This is a genomic window from Stenotrophomonas sp. ESTM1D_MKCIP4_1 (genome assembly GCF_003086895.1).
Lineage (GTDB): Bacteria > Pseudomonadota > Gammaproteobacteria > Xanthomonadales > Xanthomonadaceae > Stenotrophomonas.
Map to the genome: position 1 here is coordinate 245,240 of NZ_CP026004.1, position 18,186 is coordinate 263,425.

The window sequence follows — 18,186 nt, forward strand, 5'->3', positions numbered from 1 at the left end:
GGCCACGGCCGGCAACCGAGGCGCCACGACCGGCACATGCCGGGCGCGTGCGACAGGAGTAGGGTGGAGGGCTGGTATCCCATACCGTCCGCCCAAGGAGCGTTTTACATGTCGCGTACCGTAGTCCTGGCCGCCGCCATCAGCCTGGCGCTGGCGGCCTGTTCCGGCAAGGAGTCCACCCCCGTGTCCGAAGCACAGAATGCCCCGGCCCAGCAGCCGGCTGAAGCCTCCACCAACCCGCTGCTGAGCGCCAGCACGCTGCCGTTCCAGGCGCCGCAGTTCGACAAGATCAAGGACAGCGACTACACGCCGGCCTTTGAAGAAGGCATGCGCCAGCACCTGGCCGACGTCCGCAAGATCGCCGACAACGCCGAGCCGGCCACCTTCGACAACACCATCGTGGCGATGGAGCGCAGCGGCGAGACCCTGAACCGCGTGTCGCGCATCTTCTTCGGCCTGGTCCAGGCCGATGGCACCGAAGCGCGCCAGAAGATCCAGGAAGAGATCGCCCCGAAGCTGGCCGCGCACCAGGACGAGATCAACCTCGACCCGAAGCTGTTCGCCCGCGTGAAGTCGTTGTACGACCAGCGTGATTCCCTGGAGCTGGACCCGGTGCAGAAGCGCCTGGTCGAGCATTACTATGATGGCCTGGTGCGCGCTGGCGCCCAGCTGTCCGACGCCGACAAGGCGAGCCTGCGCAAGCTCAACGTGGAAGAAACCACGCTGTCCACCCAGTTCCACACGCGTCTGGTGGCGGCCACCGCCGCTGCGGCCGTGGTCGTGGACGACAAGGCCAAGCTGGCCGGCCTGGACGAAAACGCGATCAACAACGCGGCCAACGCTGCCAAGGATCGCAAGCTGGACGGCAAGTTCGTGCTGCCGCTGCAGAACACCACCCAGCAGCCGGTGCTCGGTTCGCTGAGTGACCGCGACCAGCGCGCCGCCGTGCTGAAGGCTTCGGAATCCCGCGCCGAGCGCGGCGACAAGAACGATACGCGCGAGACCGTGCAGCGCCTGGCCCAGCTGCGTGCGCAGAAGGCCAAGCTGCTTGGCTTCGAGACCTTCGCCGACTACCAGCTGGGCGACCAGATGGCCAAGACCCCGGCGGCGGCGCTGAAGCTGCTGACCGACACCGTGCCGGCCGCCACCGCCAAGGCGCGTGCCGAAGCCGGTGAGATCCAGAAGGTGATCGACGCCCAGAAGGGTGGCTTCCAGGTTGCCGCCTCCGATTGGGATTTCTACGCCGAGCAGGTGCGCAAGGCCAAGTACGATCTGGACGAATCGCAGGTCAAGCCGTACTTCGAGCTGGACAACGTGCTGCAGAACGGCGTCTTCTACGCCGCCACCCAGCTGTACGGCATCACCTTCAAGCAGCGCACCGACATTCCGACCTACAACCCGGACATGAAGGTGTACGAAGTGTTCGACAAGGACGGCACCTCGCTGGCCCTGTTCTACACCGACTACTTCAAGCGTGACACCAAGTCCGGCGGCGCCTGGATGGATGTGTTCGTCGAGCAGGACGGCCTGACCGGTGCCAAGCCGGTGGTCTACAACGTCTGCAACTTCACCAAGCCGGCCGATGGCCAGCCTGCGCTGATCAGCTTCGACGACGTCACCACCATGTTCCATGAGTTCGGCCACGCCCTGCATGGCATGTTCTCGAACGTGAAGTACCCGTCGATCGCCGGCACCGCCACCTCGCGCGATTTCGTCGAGTTCCCCTCGCAGTTCAACGAGCATTGGGCGCTGGACCCGAAGGTCTTCGCCCACTACGCCAAGCACTACAAGACCGGCGAAGCGATGCCGCAGGAACTGGTCGACAAGATCCTCAAGGCACGCAGCTTCAACCAGGGCTATGCGACCACCGAATACCTGTCGGCCGCACTGCTCGATCTGGCCTGGCACACGCAGAAGGCTGACGCCCCGCTGCAGGATGTGGGCGCCTTTGAAGCCGCGGCGCTGAAGAAGTACAAGGTCGACCTGCCGCAGGTGCCGCCGCGCTACCGCACCACCTACTTCGACCACATCTGGGGCGGCGGCTATTCGGCCGGTTACTACGCCTACTTCTGGGCCGAAGTGCTGGACCATGACGCCTACCAGTGGTTCACCGAACACGGTGGCCTGACGGCGGCCAACGGCCAGGAGTTCCGCGACAAGATCCTCTCGCGCGGCAACAGTGTGGAACTGTCGACCCTGTACCGCGATTTCCGCGGCAAGGATCCGTCGGTGGAACCGCTGCTGAAGTTCCGCGGGCTGAAATAACAACGTAGAACGCTGCACCTCCGGGGTCGGATCCCGTCGCGCATCGCGCGGCGGGCTCCGGCCCCGTTTGCGTTACGCACCTTTTACGCCCCACGCCATCCCCCGCCATCGCACCTTTACGGCCCGCACGCGCATCGTGTGCCTACCGCGCCGCAGGGCGCTTTCCGCAAGGTGGTGTATGACTCTCCTGGTGATCCGGCACGCGCCGTCGTCGGCGCCGCGCCCGCAGCTTCCGCCGCACCTGAGCGGCCACCGCGTGCTGTGCAACGACTGCGCCAGCCTGTCCGAAGTGCGCCAGTGCCTGTGCCAGGCCCGCGCCGCCGACTGGGTGCTGCTGGACGTGGGCGTGGCCGACGAGGCGCAGTGGCAGGCAGAAGGCCACGCACTGCAGGCGGCACTGGAAGCACTGCCCGCGCCGTACATCGAACTGCAGGCCCCCCACGAACCGGGCCTGGAAGCACGCCTGCGCCTGCAGCACGGGCCGGCCGCCGTGGTGGCCGACCAGCGCAGCCAGCAGGCCGGCTATCCGCTGTCGTTGGCCATCGTTGGCCGCCGACTGGCGCAGGAGGGTTGAGCCATGTCGATCTTCATCATCCGCGGCCCGGAAGCTGCCGGTGCGCTGATCCGCACCGCCCAGCCGCTGCCGGCGCCGGTGCTGAAATCGCTGGTCCATCGCGCGATCGATGCCGGCACCAGCGTGGCCATCCGCGCCTGCGGTTCGGAACAGGAGCTGCTGGACGCGCTGCGCGTGGCCGACCACAGCCGTGGCGAAGTCACCCTGCTCGATCCCGGCGCCTGCGCCGGCAGCCTGCGCCTGCAACGCCTGCTGCCCTACCTGCACAACACCTACGTGGAAGTGCACGACGATGGCGCCGTGGCCGAACCGTGCCTGCCGGCAGGCATCGGCCAACGCCTGGGCATCGCCGCCGGCTACGGCGCGCAGAGCTACGTGCTGGCGCTGGACATCGCCCTGGACCATCTCGGCCTGGCCGAGCACGGCAACCGCGTGCACGTGGGCACCTGAGCGATGCCGGGGTCGGATCCCTTTCCACGCAGCGGAAAGGGCTCTGACCCCAGCCATCCCGGCAGCAGACGGGAACCTCCCGCGCCTGCCGCTGGTCTGACCGAGCTTCCACCCACCGGAACCCGTCATGGACGTCGCTGCCCGCCCCCCGTTTGCCGAACGCGCGCTCACCTGGTTGAAGAAGGAAGCGCTGCCGCTGCTGGTCATGCTCGGCCTGCTTGCCGCTGCCCGCGACACCCTGGCCAACCATTACGTGGTGCCCAGCGGCTCGATGCAGCCGACCCTGCAGCCGGGCGACCGCGTGGTGGTGGACATGCGCGCCTACGGTCTGCGTCTGCCATTCACCAGCAAGCAACTGCTGGCCACCGGCAGCCCGCAGCGCGGCGAAGTGGCGGTGTTCGATTCGCCCGCCGATGGCACCCGCCTGATCAAGCGCGTGGTGGCCGTGGCGGGAGACCACGTGCAGCTGCACGGTGGTCATCTGGCCATCAACGGCCAGCCCCTGCAGATCGCCGACCTGGCCGACACCGAAGCCTTTGGTGAGCGCAGGGCCCAGCTCGACCTGGACATGGGCGGCGGCCCGGACATCACCGATCTGGTGGTGCCGGACGGCAAGCTGCTGGTGCTGGGCGACCATCGCGGCAACAGCTTCGACGGCCGCTTCTTCGGTTTCGTCGACGCCGGTAAGGTCTACGGGCGCGCGGTGGCCATCTACTACCGCCGCGGCGATGGCTTCGAGTGGACGCACCTCTGAGCCGAATTGATACGTTCTGCATATTGATCCTGACTTTTCAGGTTATGGATCGACTGGATGGAGGGGCCTACGCTGGGCGCCATACCCCCACGTCGGCCGCCTCCACGGCCCTTCCATCCCATGACCGGCGAAACTGCGGCGTCCCTCAGCGGCCGCCCCCATACTTCTGATTCCTCTGTCGACACCCGTATCCAGCAGGGCACCCCGGCGTTCCGGCGCACGGCGGTCGCGTTGTTCCTGGCCGGGTTCTCCACGTTCGGCCTGCTGTACACGGTGCAGCCACTGCTGCCTGAGTTCAGCCGCCACTTCGGAGTGTCCGCCGCCGGCAGCGCGATGTCGCTGTCGCTGAGCACCGGCACGCTGGCGGTGGCCATGCTGTTGGCCGGCCTGTTGTCCGATGCGATCGGCCGGCGGCCGATGATGATCGTCGCGCTGATGGTTTCGGCGTTGCTTTCGCTGTGCACCGCGCTGGTCGATGACTGGACCACGATGCTGGTGCTGCGCACCCTGCTGGGCCTGGCCCTGAGCGGTGTGCCGGCGGTGGCCATGACCTATCTGGTGGAGGAAATGGACAGCCGTGCGCTGGGCCTGGCGATGGGCCTGTACATCGGCGGCAATGCCATCGGTGGCATGAGCGGGCGCCTGCTGGCCGGCATCATCGCCGACCATTGGGGCTGGCGCTGGGGCATTGGTGTGGTTTCGATCATCGCCGTCGCCAGTACCGTGCTGCTGTGGCTGCAGCTGCCGCCGTCGCGGCACTTCCAGGCCCGTCGTGGCGGCCTGCGCCACCTGCCCGCGCGCTGGCGCACGCTGTTCGCCGACCCGGGCCTGCCGTGGCTGTTCGCCACCTCGTTCGTGCTGATGGGTGTGTTCGTCACCCTCTACAACTACCTGGGCTACCACCTGCTGGCGCCGCCCTATCACCTCAGCCAGACCGTGGTCGGCCTGATCTTCAGCGTGTACCTGGTGGGTACCTTCAGCTCGGCCTGGATGGGGCAGCAGGCCACGCGTTACGGCCGCGGCCGCGTGTTGACCATTGCCTTCGGCCTGATCGGCGCCGGCATCGTGCTGCTGTCGATGCCATGGCTGACCACGATGGCGCTGGGCATCGCCCTGGTCACCTTCGGTTTCTTTGGCGGCCACTCGGTGGCCAGCAGCTGGGTCGGCAGCCGCGCCGGTTCGATGCGTGCGGAGGCCTCGGCGCTGTACCTTTTCGCCTATTATCTGGGCAGCAGTGTGCTTGGTGCCCTCGGCGGCCTGGCCTATGCCGCATGGGATTGGCTGGGTGTCTGCCTGTTCACCGGTGCACTGACCGCGCTTGGCGGCGGCATCATCTGGGCCCTGCAGCAGCGCGCCCCGCAGCCGGTCACCGCCTGACCCGACGCACGTTCCGCACGGGCGCGGTGTTGCTCTGGTAGATGCCGACCTTGGTCGGCGCTCTGGCAGGGCGGCCAACCAAGGTTGGCGTCTACCAAAGGCGCCGGGCCGGCCGCATCACCCTTCCGCAAACTCGCCGCGCAGCAACCCGGCGAAATTGCGGATCAACGGTGTCACCCCTTCGCGTCGCCACGCCAACTGCACTTCCGAATGCGCACCGGCATCGGCCAGGGCCACGAAGCGCGCGCCTTCCACGCGGATGTGATCACACGACGAAGGCAGCACCGCCACGCCCAGTCCCGCGGCCGCCAGGCTGATCAGCGTCGATGCCTCACCGGCTTCCTGCACGATGCGCGGGGTGAACCCTGCGGCGGCACACAGCGCGATCATGTGGTCGTGGATGCCGGCACCGGCACTGCGCCGGAACGCGACGAACGGTTCCTGGGCGAAGTCACGCAGCGCCAGCGTGCCCTGCTTCGACAAGCGGCGCAGGGCAGGGTGGTCGGCGTGCACGATCAACGCCAGCGGATCGACGAACAGGCTGTGCGCCACCAGTTCCGCCGGCAACGCGCGCTTGCGGATGATGCCCACATCCAGGCTGCCATCGAGCAGCGCATCAATCTGCTGCAGGGTGTTCATCTCGCTCAGCTGCAGCCGCACCTGCGGGTACTGCTGGCGGTAGTGCAGGATCGAGCGTGGAATCTGCGGTGACAGTGGCGTCGCCCGGGTCAGGCCGATATGCAGCTCACCCTGCTCGCCGCGCTGCGCGCGCTGCACCTCATCCACCGCCGCTTCCACCTGCTGCACGATGGCCCGTGCGCGTTCCTGCAGCAGCTCACCCGCAGCGGTGAGCTGCACGCGGCGATGGCTGCGCACGAACAGCCGTGCGCCGATCAGTTCTTCCAGCTGGCGGATCTGCTGGCTGAGCGGCGGCTGCGACATGCCCAGCCGCTCGGCGGCCTGGCCGAAGTGCAGCGTATCGGCAACGGCCAGGAAGTAGCGCAGGTGGCGGAGTTCGATGGACATGGGGCCAGTCTATACATGGGGTCAGACCCCGTCGCGCAGCGGCGGGCTCTGACCCCCGGTAGGACAAGCGCATCCACGCATGGCGTGGATCTACCGTGTCGACCAAGGTCGACACCTACCAAGAGCAGACCCTACCGTTCCGAATGCCCGCTCTGGTCGTAATCGCGCGGGCTGAACAACTCCGGCTGGATCAGCTCGATGAACGCCCGCGCCTGCGCCGACAACGCCTTGCCCAGGCGCACGATCACCCCGTAGCTGCGCTCGGGGAACCAGCGCTTCATCGACCGCGCCGCCAGCCGCGTGTGGTCGCTTTCATGCAGGCACAGCGCCGGCACGATGGAAATGCCCATGCCCATCGCCACGTACTGCTTGATGACTTCCCAGCCGCCCACTTCCAGCGCAACGGTGTACGCAATGCGGTGGCGCTGGAACACCTGGTCCACCAGCCGGTAGGTGATCTGCCGTTTCGGCGGCAGCACCAGCGGGTAGCGCGCGATGTCGGCCAGTTCCAGTTCGCCACCGCTGGCCAGCGGGTGGTCGTGTGGCGCAATCAGCACCTGCTCGAAGCGATAGGCCGGCGCATAGGTCAGGTCGGCCGGCACGTCGGTCATCGAACCAATGGCCAGGTCGGCCGCATCCTCGCGCAGCAGGTCGGTGCCATCGGCGCTGATCGCGTTGTGCAGGGTCAGGCGCACGTCCGGATGGTGCAGGCGGAAGCGTTCAACGATCTTCGGCAGCAGGTAGAGGATGGTCGAGCTGTTGGCGGCGATGTTCAGTTCGCCTGCATCCAGCCCGCGCACCTTGTCGCGGAAGCGCGCTTCCAGCCCGTCCAGGCTTTCCACCAGCGGCTGCGCCATCTCGTACAGCAGCTGGCCTTCGCGGCTGGGCACCAGGCGTCGCCCACTGCGCTCGAACAACGGCACCCCCAGTTCCCGCTCCAGCGCCTGCAACTGCAGGCTGATGGCCGGCTGGCTGACGAACAGCGCCTCAGCCGCCCGTGAGACAGAACCCAGGCGCACCGTCTGGCAGAACGCGCGCAGCGGTTTCAGCCGGTCGGATTTGTAGGAAAAACGCGGACTTGGCGGGCTGTGCGTGTTCATGGCGTCATAAGTATTAGCACACCTTATGTACAACATTGCAAAAACTGTTTTGCCAAATACTCGGGCCGGGCGTCACTTTGGGGGCGTTCCCCCACCGCTGGAGTTGCCCCATGTCCGCCGTCGCTTCCGCCATTTCCCCTGCCCCCGCCAAGGCCACCCCCGGCATCGCCCTGGCGACCCGCGTGGCCGGCCAGGAGACCCTGCTGCCGGCGCCGCTGCTGGCCCTGCTGGTCTCACTGCATCGGGCAGTGGAACCGGGCCGACAGGCGCGGCTGCAGGCCCGCCGCGAACGCCAGGCGTTCTTCGACCAGGGCGGCCTGCCGGACTTCCGCGAAGATACCGCCGCCATTCGCAGCGGTGACTGGCGCGTGGCCCCGCTGCCGGCCGCGCTGCAGGACCGCCGTGTGGAGATCACCGGCCCGACCGACCCGAAGATGGTCATCAACGCGCTGAACTCCGGCGCCAAGGTGTTCATGGCCGACTTCGAGGATTCCACCTCGCCCACCTGGCGCAACCTGCTGGCCGGGCAGCAGTCGCTGGCCGCCGCCGTTCGCGGCGATCTGCAGTTCACCGCAGCCAATGGCAAGCACTACACCCTGCGCCCCTTCGAGGAACAGGCGGTGCTGATCGTTCGCCCGCGTGGCTGGCATCTGGACGAAAAGCACGTGGCCGTGGACGGCCAGCCGCTGGCCGGTGGCCTGTTCGATGCGGCGGTGTTCGCCTTCCACAACGCCCGCGCGCTGCAGGCCAAGGATCGCGGCCCGTACTTCTACCTGCCCAAGCTGCAGAGCATGGAAGAGGCCGCGCTGTGGGAGACCGCGCTGTCGCACATCGAAGGCATGCTCGGCCTGCCGCACGGGCAGATCAAGGTGACCGTGCTGATCGAAACGCTGCCGGCGGTGTTCGAGATGGACGAGATCCTGCACGCCCTGCGCGAACGCATCGTCGGCCTGAACTGCGGCCGCTGGGACTACATCTTTTCCTACCTGAAGACCTTCCGCCGCCACGCCGACCGCGTGCTGCCCGAGCGTGGCCAGGTGACCATGACCCAGCCGTTCCTGAAGGCCTATTCGGAACTGCTGATCCAGACCTGCCATCGCCGCGGCGCGCATGCGATGGGCGGCATGGCCGCGCAGATCCCGATCAACAGCGATGCCGCCGCCAACGAGCAGGCCATGGCCCGCGTGCGCGCCGACAAGCTGCGCGAAGTGAGCGCCGGCCATGACGGCACCTGGGTGGCGCACCCGGCGCTGATTCCGGTGGCGATGGCCATCTTCGATGAGCACATGCCGACCCCTAACCAGCACCAGGTGCTGCGCCAGGATGTGCACGTGAGCCGCGATGGCCTGATCGCGCGGCCGCCGGGCAGCATCACCCGCGCCGGTTTCGAGGGCAACGTCGAAGTCTGCGTGCGCTACCTGGCCGCCTGGCTGGATGGCAACGGCTGCGTGCCCATCCACCACCTGATGGAAGACGCGGCCACCGCCGAAATCAGCCGCAGCCAGCTGTGGCAGTGGCTGCACACGCCCGGCCAGCAGCTGGACGACGGCACGGCCATCGACCTGCCGCTGCTCGATACCGCCCTGGCCCAGCTGCCGGCGCGGCTGGGCGATACCAGCACGCTGCCTGGCGGCGCCCGCATCGGCGAGGCGATCGCCCTGCTGGGCGAACTGAGCCGCAACGACGAACTGACCGATTTCCTGACCCTGCCGGCCTACGCACGCATCGACTGACGGCACCTCTGCTGCCGCCCGAACCCACCCCAGCCGGGCAGCACCCGGCGCTACAACACCGAACTGGAGAAAGACATGAGCACCCTGCCCACTGCCGAACAGATCCAGCACGACTGGGACACCCACCCGCGCTGGGAAGGCATCCAGCGCAACTACAGCGCCGCCGATGTGGTGCGCCTGCGTGGCACGGTCCACATCGAGCATTCGCTGGCCCGGTTGGGCGCGGAAAAGCTGTGGAAATCGCTGCACGAGCGTGAGTTCGTCAACGCACTGGGCGCGCTGACCGGCAATCAGGCCATGCAGCAGGTCAAGGCCGGGCTGAAGGCGATCTACCTGTCCGGCTGGCAGGTGGCGGCCGACGCCAACCTGGCCGGGCAGATGTACCCGGACCAGTCGCTGTACCCGGCCGATTCGGTGCCGGCGGTGGTCAAGCGCATCAACAACACCCTGCTGCGCGCCGACCAGCTGCACCACGCCGAAGGCAAGGATGACATCGACTTCCTGCAGCCCATCGTGGCTGATGCGGAAGCTGGATTCGGCGGCGTGCTCAACGCCTTCGAGCTGATGAAGGCGATGATCGAGGCCGGTGCGGCCGGCGTGCACTTCGAGGATCAGCTGGCCTCGGTGAAGAAGTGTGGCCACATGGGCGGCAAGGTGCTGGTGCCGACCCGCGAAGCCATCGAAAAGCTCAACGCTGCACGTCTGGCCGCCGACGTGCTGGGCGTGCCGACGCTGCTGGTGGCGCGCACCGACGCCGAGGCCGCCGATCTGCTGACCAGCGACATCGACGGCAACGACCAGCCGTTCACCACCGGCGAACGCACCGTGGAAGGGTTCTACAAGACCCGCAACGGCTTGGACCAGGCGATCAGCCGCGGCCTGGCCTACGCCCCCTATGCCGACCTGGTGTGGTGCGAGACCGGCAAGCCGGACCTGGAGTTCGCGCGGAAGTTCGCCGAAGCGATCCATGCGAAGTTCCCCGGCAAGCTGCTGGCCTACAACTGCTCGCCCAGTTTCAACTGGAAGAAGAACCTGGACGACGCCACGATCGCGAAGTTCCAGCGCGAGCTGGGCAGCTACGGCTACAAGTTCCAGTTCATCACCCTGGCCGGCTTCCATGCGCTGAACTACGGCATGTTCAACCTGGCCCATGGCTACGCGCGCCGGCAGATGAGTGCCTTCGTGGAGCTGCAGGAAGCGGAGTTTGAAGCGGCCGAGCGCGGGTTCACCGCGGTCAAGCACCAGCGCGAGGTCGGCACCGGCTACTTCGATGCGGTCACCCAGGCCATCCACCAGGGCCAATCCTCGACCACCGCGCTGACCGGCTCGACCGAGGAAGAGCAGTTCCACGGCAGCCGCAGCGAGCGCGCCGCCTGACCCTGCCTGGACCCGGTAGTGCCGGCCGCTGGCCGGCAACCTCCGGAACAGCCGGCCAGCGGCCGGCTCTACCGGGGCATCAGCCCGATCAGGGTGGCCAGGGAAAGGCCAGACGACGCCGGCAGGTCGGGGGACCTGCCGGCGTTGTTGTTTGTCGGCCCGGCCTTCACGCCCGGACGGTACCTCTGAATGCGGGTTGCCCGCCATTTCAGGTCAGATCGCGGCTTCTTCATGAAAAATGAGAAGACGCGCACAGTTTGATTCACTGCTATGCTCCGCAACTCACCAGGGGATGCTGGCGGCGGGGAATGACCGGCAGGGGCACGGCCGAGAACATCGACATGACGACCGGTATCGCCCAGGTGGCGATGGCCGAGATCGTGCATGCCCTGTTGTCGGATGACGAAGTGGCCCTGTTCGCGCGCTTTGCACGCCCCATGAAGGTCCAGGCCGGGCAATGGCTGTTCCACCGCGGCCACCGCGGCGATGGCATGTACGTCATCGTGGAAGGCTCGATCGAGCTGGACTTCGGCGAGGACCTGGTGACCAAGACGCTGGGGCGACATGAGTTCTTCGGTGAACTGGGCCTGCTGGTGGGTGACCACCCGCGCAGCGCCGGCGCGCGCGTGGTCGAAGACTGCCACGTGCTGGAACTGGGGCCGGCCGATTTCCATTGCCTGGTCGAATCCGATCCGGGCCTGGTGGCCTACTTCCTGCGCCGCACGATCATGCGCGTGCTGGCCAACGAACAAGCGCTCATCAGCCAGCTGCGCCGTCGCAACCACGATCTGGAAACCGCGCTGGACAACCTGTACATCACCACCCACCAGCTCACCCACACCCGCGAGCTGGTGCGTACCGATGAACTGACCGGCCTGCACAACCGCCGCGGCCTCACCCTGTACCTGCAGGAGTGCCGCAGCCAGCCTGCCGGCACGCCGCAGGCGCTGCTGCTGATCGACTGCGACCGCTTCAAGCAGGTCAACGATCGCCATGGCCACCAGGCCGGCGACCGCGTGCTGCAGAGCATGGGCAACATCCTGCGCTCGATGGCCGGTGAACACGACCTGGCCTGCCGGCTGGGCGGTGATGAGTTCTGCCTGATCCTGCGCCATGCTGATCGTGAGGCGGCCCAGCATGCAGCGGAGTTCATCCTCAGCGCCGTGCATGGCCTGCTCGAGCGCAGCCACGGCACCCCGCACGTCACCCCGGCCAGCATCGGCGTCAGCCTGCTGGCGGCCGATGCGGACTGGAGCGAGTGGTATGCGGGCGCCGACCGTGCGCTGTACCGGGCCAAGCGTGCCGGCGGCAACTGTCTGCATTGGGCCGACAACGCGGACGGACAGTGAACGGAGGCCTTGCGAATGAACGGCGACACCGGTACGTCGACTCCACACACCACGCAGCTGCGGGCCCTGCTGTTCACTGACCTGTGCGATTCCACCCTGCTGGTGGAGCGCATGGGCGATGCCGCCGCGGCGGAACTGTTCCAGGACCACGACCGTCTGGTGATGGCGCTCCAGCAGCGCTGGAACGGCCAGCAGATCGACCGCTCCGACGGCTTGTTCATGCTGTTCGAGCGCCCGGTGGATGCACTGGGGTTCGCGCTGGATTACCCGCGTGGGCTGCAGGCGCTGGGCGGCAAGCGCGACATTGTGCTGCGCGCCCGCATGGGCCTGCACGTGGGCGAAGTGCTGCTGTGGAACAACAGTGCCGAAGCGATCGCGCTGGGCGCCAAGCCGGTGGAAGTGGAAGGCCTGGCCAAGCCGATGGCCGCGCGCCTGATGCAGCTGGCGCAGCCCGGCCAGTTCCTGCTGTCGGCCACCGCCGAGTCGATGGTGCGGCGGGCGGCCGGCGATCTGGGTGACGCCGCGCTGGGGCTGAAGTGGAAGTCGTTCGGTCGCTGGCGCTTCAAGGGCGTGGCGCAGTCGATGGAAGTATTCGGCCTGCAGGATCCGGCGACACGGGGCATCGGCCGCCCGCGGCAGAGCGCCAAAGCATCGCGCGACATCCCGGTCTGGCGGCAGCCGCTGGTGATGACCGCCGAGGTCGCGCTGGCGGCAGCGCTGCTGGTCGGCGGCTGGTTCCTGACCCGGCCGCAGCCGGCCATCGCCTTTGCCGAGCGTGACTGGGTGGTGGTCGGCGATCTGCGCAACCTTACCGGCGAGAGCCTGCTGGACGGTTCCACCCAGCAGGCGCTGCGCGTGAGCCTGGAACAGTCGCGCTACATCAACGTGATCAGCGACCTGAAGGCGCGCAGCGTGCTGCAGCAGATGCGTGCCTCGCTGGATGCGCCACTGGATGCGGACAACGCTTCGGAGATCGCCCAGCGCGTGGGTGCGCGGGTGGTGCTGATGCCCACGCTGTCCGAATCGGGTGGCCGGCTGCGCCTGAGCGTGGGCGTGGTGGATCCGGCCAGCCGTGCCACGCTTGCGGTGGAATCGGCCGACGGCCGTGGCCTTGAATCGCTGCTGGCCTCCACCGATGACGTGGTGGCGCGGCTGCGCGGTCGCCTGGGTGAAACGCTGGGGCAGGTCGAAAAGGACTCTGCTCCGCTGCCTGCAGTCACCACCGGCAGCCTGGATGCGCTGCGCGCCTATTCCATCGGCCAGAAGCTGTACGCGCACAACGACTACCCGGGTGCGTTGTCCATGTTCCAGCAGGCGGTGGAGCTGGATCCTGATTTCGCGCTGGCCTGGATGGCGCAGGTGCGCGCGCGCTTTGCGGTGGATGACCTTGCCGGGGCAATGCAGGCGGTAGAGACGGCCACACGCCTCAAGCGCCGCCTGCCACCGCGTGAAGCGCTCTATCTGGAAGCATGGTCGGCGACGCTGCTCGACCGCGGGCAGGCATCCGAGGCGTGGCGGCGCCTGTCCAGCCTCTATCCGGATTACTTTGCCGCGCAGTACAACGCGGCCCTGTGGCTGTACGCGGAAAACCGCTTCGAGGAGTCGCTGCCATATGCACGGCAGGCGGCGGATCCGCGGTTCGAGCTGACCAACGTGGCGCACGATCTGCTGGGGCGCATCCTGGTGGCGCGTGGCGACGTCAAGGGGGCCCGTCAGGCCTTCAAGCGTGCCATCGATGGCGGTCGCACGGCCAGCAACCGTTACCTGGGCTCGGCCGAGGCCAGCCTGCGCAACTACGCCGCCGCCGAGTCGCTGCTGGATCGCGCGGCACCCTCGCGCCACGTGGCCATCGAGCGCACCAGCATCGCCGTGGACCGCCAGCAGTGGGCGCAGGCCGTGCAGATTGCCCGCCAGGGCGCTCAGCAGTTTGCCGACATACCGGGTTTTGACCAGCAGGTGATGCTGGTACCCCTGGCCACGGCGCTGTGGGGGGCCGGCGATGATGACGCCACGCGCGCGCAGCTGCGCCGCAATGTCGACAGTGCACTGCAGCGTGTCGACAACCGTGCTCTGGCCGACGGCGGCGATGATGCGATGGTGGCGTTGGCCTCGTCGCTGTTGTCGATCCGGATGGGCGATACGGAACTGGCCGAACGGGTGCTGGCGCGACTGTCGAAGATCAATGAGGTGATGGGCCAGCCCCCGGTGGCGGAGACGGTGGCCGTCGTGCGCGCCAGCCTGGCGACCCGGCAGGGCAAACCGGATGCGGCGCTGGCGCTGCTCGCGCCCTGGTTGACCGGGCAGGCCAGCTTCCAGACCCGCGTGGCGGCGATGGATGCACACGTGGCCAAGGGGGCCAATGCACAGGCGCTGGCACAGGCGGACTATCTGGCGAGCAACCGCGGCCGCGCCTATGCCGAAGTGGATTGCGGCTACTGCATGCAGCCGCTCAACGTGCTCGACAGCAACCGTGCCGCAGGGGTGGCGGCCAGCCTGCGCCGTCGGCCGGAGCCGACGGCAGCGGCGATTACGGCCCCTTGAGCGTCCAGCCCGGGCCCGGGCTCGCGTCAAGCGAAGGCACCAGCTGGCCGAGCTCCTTGGTCAGCATCGTCTGCAGTTCCTGCTTGGCTTCGAGGATGGCTTCCTTGGAGGCCAGCTGGTTGACGTGGCAGCACACCTTCAGCAGCTCCGCATCGGCGGCCGGCAGGCCCAGGTGGGTCAGCGCGGCAGCAGGATTGGAAGCGAACAGGGCGCGGAACGCATCGTCTTCAGCGAGCGCACAGATCAGTGCCATGGCGATCGGCGCGGGTAGGACAGGCAGGGACACAGATAACCTCGACGTTGGGAAATGCGGAAAGATCGGCGAACGTTCCTAGATCGGCCCGCACCGTCCGCACTTGAGCCTGATGAAGTTCCGTCGCTGGCGGCCGCTAGTGAACTGCGCCCTTCTGAACACGATGCCATGTCCGTTGACCCTGCCATGCCTTCCACCCGCATCCGACGTTGCGAGATCCTGCTGCTGGAACCCCGCGAGAGCACCGGCTTCGATCTGCAGGACCTGCTGTCCGGCGGCAACGGCATCCGTCGGCAGATGCGCTGGGTCGCACTGGCGCCCCACCTGGGCGAGCCGGTGGAAGTGGATGCACTGCAGCGCGAGCTGCTGGGCCGCATTGGCCCCACCCACTGGCAGGACCTGCCCGAGCACGATGACGAGCGCGTGGCGTGCGAAGCACTGCTGCGCCAGGGCCTGCTGGTCAGTGCATCGCCCAGCGATGAGACAGCGCTGCAGGCGCGCCAGGCCGACGACCGCCACCGCGAGGCGTACTGGCATCCGCTGGCGGCTGTGCTGCACGCGTTCACGCGGTGGGAGGGGGTTGATGCAGTGAAGAACACCCGCGATTCCGGCACCGATACGGCAGTGGGCATGCGGGAGGTGCTGGGGCCGCCACCGGCACCGACGGCGGTGGCCGCCGAGGCGGCCAGCCAGCGCCTGCCGCTGCAGGAAGACACCGCGTTCGATGCGCTGCTGGCACGGCGCGCCACCTGCCGCAACTTCGATGAGGCGCGGCCGCTGCCGTTGGCCCTGTTCTCCACCATGCTGGCGCGCGTGTTCGGTGCGCGCGCGCATGTGCAGGTCAGCGATGATCTGCGGTTCCAGAAGAAGAGCAGCCCCTCCGGTGGCGGCCTGCATCCCACCGAGGCGTTCCTGGTGGTGCAGAACGTGGAAGGCGTGGCACCGGGTGTGTACCGCTACCTGCTGGAAGGGCACAGCCTGGTGCGCCTGCCCGACCCACCGATGGGCCTGCGTGCGTTTGCCATGGAAGCGCTGGGCCAGCAGCACTGGTTTGCCAACGCGCATTGCCTGGTCACCCTGGTGCCCCGCTTCGACCGCACGTTCTGGAAGTACCGGCGCCACGCCAAGGGCTACCGCGTGGTCGCGCTCGAGGCCGGGCACCTGTCGCAGACGATGTACCTGTCGGCCACCGATCTGGGTCTGGGTGCCTTCATTACCGGTGCAATCAATGAACGCTGCCTGGAGCCGGTGCTGCAGCTGGACCCGGTGCAGCAGGGGGCCCTGGCGATGTGCGGTTTCGGCTGGCGCGCCGCCACCATGGAAACGGCCGAGCTGGACCCGGCCGGCGAGGTCTGGACGCGCGCTGGGTGAGTGCGCGGGGTGGGCGCTCAGCCCACCTCGAAATCCACCAGCACCGCGCCATCCCCCACCTGGTCGCCCGCCTTCGCTCGGTAACCCTTCACCGTGCCATCGGCGGGCGCCTGCAGCGTGTGTTCCATCTTCATTGCTTCCAGCACCACCAGCGCCGTGCCGCGCTTCACCTGTGTGCCCGCCTCGACCAGGGTGGCCACGATTCTGCCCGGCATCGGCGCCAGCAGGCTGCCGGCATCGGCCACGGCGTTGTCCGATTCACCCACCGGGTCGTGCAGGGTGAAGCGGTGCTGGCCATCTGCACCGAACAGGAACAGCTGGTCACCTTCGCGCAGCAGCTGCAGCTGCCAGCGGCGGCCGTGCAGCTGTACCGACATGCGATTCGCATCGGCACTGCCGATGACGCTGACCGGTGCCGCATCGTCGCGCTGCACGCGCCAGCCATCGGCCTGCGCCCACACCTTCAGCGTGTGCGTCCGCTCACCCTGCTGCAGCGGCAGCACGCGCGGTGCGGAAGCCCCCAGGCGCCAGCCATCCTGCGCCTGCCACGGCGAATGCGGATCGCGTGCATCGCTGCCCGCGCGTGCAGTGCTGGCCACGGCGGCGATGGCCGCCAGTTGCCAGAGCGCATCATCGCTGTCGCCCACGGCATTCAGCGCGGCCTGCTCGCGTTCGATCAGCGCGGTATCCAGTTTCGCGTTGGCGAAGGAATCGGTATTCACCAGACGGCGCAGGAAACCGGCATTGGTCGTCACGCCCACCACCTGGCAGTCGGCCAGCGCCTGGCTCATGCGGCGCAGCGCGGCATCGCGGTCCACGTCCCAGACGATCAGCTTGGCGATCATCGGGTCGTAATACGGGGTGATGCTGTCGCCTTCCTCCACGCCGGTGTCCACGCGCACATGCGCCGACGGTGCAGGCAGGCGCAGGCGGCGCAGGGTGCCGGTGGAGGGCAGGAAGCCGCGGTCGGCATCTTCGGCATACAGGCGCGCTTCGATCGCATGGCCGTGGATGGCCAGTTGTTCCTGGCGCAGCGGCATCGGCTGGCCGGCGGCCACGCGCAGCTGCCATTCCACCAGGTCGGTACCGGTGATGTACTCGGTCACCGGATGTTCGACCTGCAGGCGGGTGTTCATTTCCATGAAGTAGAAATCGCCCTCCGGGCCGGCGATGAACTCCACCGTGCCCGCACCCACGTAGCCTACCGCGCGCGCGGCATCGACGGCGGCCTGGCCCATCGCCGCGCGGCGTTCACTGCTCATGCCCGGTGCCGGTGCTTCTTCCAGCACCTTCTGGTGGCGGCGCTGCACCGAACAGTCGCGCTCGAACAGGTACACCGCATCGCCATGGGAATCGCCGAAGACCTGGATCTCGATATGGCGCGGGCGCTCGACGTACTTTTCCACCAGCACATGGTCGTTGCCGAAGGCCGACGCGGCCTCGCGCTGGCAGCTGGCCAGTGCATCGACGAAGTCTTCGCTGCGCTCGACCTTGCGCATGCCCTTGCCACCGCCACCGGCGCTGGCCTTGATCAGCACCGGGTAGCCGATGGCATCGGCCTGTGCGCGCAGGAATGCAGGTTCCTGCTGGTCGCCGTGGTAGCCGGGCGTCAGTGGCACGCCGGCCTTGGCCATCAGCGCCTTGGCCGCGCTCTTGTCACCCATCGCACGGATGGCGCTGGCCGGCGGGCCGATGAACGTGATGCCGGCGGCGGCGCAGGCATCGGCGAAATCGGCGTTCTCGGAGAGGAAGCCGTAACCGGGATGGATCGCCTGGGCGCCTGTCAGACGCGCAGCGTCCAGCAGCACGTCACCGCGCAGGTAGCTTTCGCGCGCGGCGGCCGGGCCGATGTGGATGGCCTCGTCGGCCAGGCGCACGTGGCGCGCGCTGCGGTCGGCATCGGAATACACCGCCACCGTGGCGATGCCCAGGCGACGGCAGGTGGCAATGACGCGGCAGGCGATCTCGCCACGGTTGGCGATGAGGATTTTGCTGAACATGGCAACGGGCTTCATG

At 67.8% G+C, this 18,186-nt stretch carries 14 protein-coding genes; 10 read left to right on the top strand and 4 right to left on the bottom strand.

Annotated elements, in window-relative coordinates:
- Nucleotides 1–108 precede the first annotated feature (108 nt).
- The 5 genes from dcp (at nt 109) to C1924_RS01085 (ending at nt 5,420) form a co-directional block, all read left to right on the top strand.
- Nucleotides 109–2,265, top strand: coding sequence for a peptidyl-dipeptidase Dcp (gene dcp, locus C1924_RS01065; protein WP_108763688.1), 2,157 nt, complete (start codon nt 109–111; stop codon nt 2,263–2,265).
- Between the two features lie 178 nt (nt 2,266–2,443).
- Nucleotides 2,444–2,839, top strand: a complete 396-nt coding sequence (locus C1924_RS01070; protein ID WP_108763689.1) for a hypothetical protein — start codon at nt 2,444–2,446, stop codon at nt 2,837–2,839.
- 3 nt (nt 2,840–2,842) lie between these two features.
- Nucleotides 2,843–3,289 (top strand): 3-dehydroquinate dehydratase, encoded by a 447-nt coding sequence (locus tag C1924_RS01075; protein ID WP_108763690.1) that lies wholly within the window; start codon nt 2,843–2,845, stop codon nt 3,287–3,289.
- Between the two features lie 127 nt (nt 3,290–3,416).
- A complete protein-coding gene (gene lepB, locus C1924_RS01080) occupies nt 3,417–4,043 on the top strand; it encodes a signal peptidase I (protein WP_108763691.1) in 627 nt (208 codons plus the stop codon).
- A gap of 120 nt (nt 4,044–4,163) precedes the next feature.
- On the top strand, nt 4,164–5,420 hold the full coding sequence (locus tag C1924_RS01085) for an MFS transporter (protein WP_108763692.1): 1,257 nt from the start codon (nt 4,164–4,166) through the stop codon (nt 5,418–5,420).
- A 117-nt stretch (nt 5,421–5,537) separates the two neighbouring features.
- On the opposite strand, the gene C1924_RS01090 is transcribed toward C1924_RS01085, so the two are convergent.
- Nucleotides 5,538–6,446: a LysR family transcriptional regulator gene (locus C1924_RS01090; RefSeq protein ID WP_108763693.1), complete on the bottom strand. Its 909-nt coding sequence runs from the start codon at nt 6,444–6,446 to the stop codon at nt 5,538–5,540.
- Nucleotides 6,447–6,577: 131 nt separating this feature from the next.
- Nucleotides 6,578–7,546 carry a LysR family transcriptional regulator gene (locus C1924_RS01095; protein ID WP_108763694.1) on the bottom strand — a complete coding sequence of 323 codons (969 nt, stop codon included), beginning with the start codon at nt 7,544–7,546 and terminating at the stop codon, nt 6,578–6,580.
- A 110-nt stretch (nt 7,547–7,656) separates the two neighbouring features.
- Here C1924_RS01095 and aceB point away from each other — a divergent pair, with 110 nt between their 5' ends.
- The 4 genes from aceB (at nt 7,657) to C1924_RS01115 (ending at nt 14,546) form a co-directional block, all read left to right on the top strand.
- Complete coding sequence (gene aceB / locus C1924_RS01100; protein WP_108763695.1) at nt 7,657–9,279, top strand: malate synthase A; 1,623 nt, start codon at nt 7,657–7,659, stop codon at nt 9,277–9,279.
- Nucleotides 9,280–9,354: 75 nt separating this feature from the next.
- Nucleotides 9,355–10,656, top strand: coding sequence for an isocitrate lyase (gene aceA, locus C1924_RS01105; protein WP_108763696.1), 1,302 nt, complete (start codon nt 9,355–9,357; stop codon nt 10,654–10,656).
- 308 nt (nt 10,657–10,964) lie between these two features.
- On the top strand, nt 10,965–12,005 hold the full coding sequence (locus tag C1924_RS01110; protein ID WP_108763697.1) for a GGDEF domain-containing protein: 1,041 nt from the start codon (nt 10,965–10,967) through the stop codon (nt 12,003–12,005).
- A 15-nt stretch (nt 12,006–12,020) separates the two neighbouring features.
- Complete coding sequence (locus C1924_RS01115) at nt 12,021–14,546, top strand: putative peptide modification system cyclase (RefSeq protein WP_108763698.1); 2,526 nt, start codon at nt 12,021–12,023, stop codon at nt 14,544–14,546.
- Here C1924_RS01115 and C1924_RS01120 read toward each other — a convergent pair.
- Nucleotides 14,533–14,832 (bottom strand): NHLP-related RiPP peptide, encoded by a 300-nt coding sequence (locus C1924_RS01120; protein ID WP_301554015.1) that lies wholly within the window; start codon nt 14,830–14,832, stop codon nt 14,533–14,535. The genes C1924_RS01115 and C1924_RS01120 overlap by 14 nt on opposite strands.
- Before the next feature lie 135 nt (nt 14,833–14,967).
- Between C1924_RS01120 and C1924_RS01125 the strand changes: the two genes are divergently transcribed.
- Nucleotides 14,968–16,170, top strand: a complete 1,203-nt coding sequence (locus C1924_RS01125) for a putative peptide maturation dehydrogenase (RefSeq protein ID WP_254051192.1) — start codon at nt 14,968–14,970, stop codon at nt 16,168–16,170.
- Between the two features lie 17 nt (nt 16,171–16,187).
- Here the strand turns inward: C1924_RS01125 and C1924_RS01130 are convergent, their stop codons facing one another.
- Complete coding sequence (locus C1924_RS01130; protein WP_108763701.1) at nt 16,188–18,170, bottom strand: acetyl/propionyl/methylcrotonyl-CoA carboxylase subunit alpha; 1,983 nt, start codon at nt 18,168–18,170, stop codon at nt 16,188–16,190.
- Nucleotides 18,171–18,186 lie beyond the last annotated feature (16 nt).

Bases quoted from the DNA above. Each gene is read 5' to 3' on its own strand.
- C1924_RS01095 (WP_108763694.1), bottom strand. From the start codon at position 7,546: ATGAACACGCACAGCCCGCCAAGTCCGCGTTTTTCCTACAAATCCGAC.
- aceB (WP_108763695.1), top strand. From the start codon at position 7,657: ATGTCCGCCGTCGCTTCCGCCATTTCCCCTGCCCCCGCCAAGGCCACC.
- C1924_RS01085 (WP_108763692.1), top strand. From the start codon at position 4,164: ATGACCGGCGAAACTGCGGCGTCCCTCAGCGGCCGCCCCCATACTTCT.
- lepB (WP_108763691.1), top strand. From the start codon at position 3,417: ATGGACGTCGCTGCCCGCCCCCCGTTTGCCGAACGCGCGCTCACCTGG.
- dcp (WP_108763688.1), top strand. From the start codon at position 109: ATGTCGCGTACCGTAGTCCTGGCCGCCGCCATCAGCCTGGCGCTGGCG.
- C1924_RS01075 (WP_108763690.1), top strand. From the start codon at position 2,843: ATGTCGATCTTCATCATCCGCGGCCCGGAAGCTGCCGGTGCGCTGATC.
- aceA (WP_108763696.1), top strand. From the start codon at position 9,355: ATGAGCACCCTGCCCACTGCCGAACAGATCCAGCACGACTGGGACACC.
- C1924_RS01115 (WP_108763698.1), top strand. From the start codon at position 12,021: ATGAACGGCGACACCGGTACGTCGACTCCACACACCACGCAGCTGCGG.
- C1924_RS01110 (WP_108763697.1), top strand. From the start codon at position 10,965: ATGACCGGCAGGGGCACGGCCGAGAACATCGACATGACGACCGGTATC.
- C1924_RS01130 (WP_108763701.1), bottom strand. From the start codon at position 18,170: ATGTTCAGCAAAATCCTCATCGCCAACCGTGGCGAGATCGCCTGCCGC.
- C1924_RS01070 (WP_108763689.1), top strand. From the start codon at position 2,444: ATGACTCTCCTGGTGATCCGGCACGCGCCGTCGTCGGCGCCGCGCCCG.
- C1924_RS01090 (WP_108763693.1), bottom strand. From the start codon at position 6,446: ATGTCCATCGAACTCCGCCACCTGCGCTACTTCCTGGCCGTTGCCGAT.
- C1924_RS01125 (WP_254051192.1), top strand. From the start codon at position 14,968: ATGTCCGTTGACCCTGCCATGCCTTCCACCCGCATCCGACGTTGCGAG.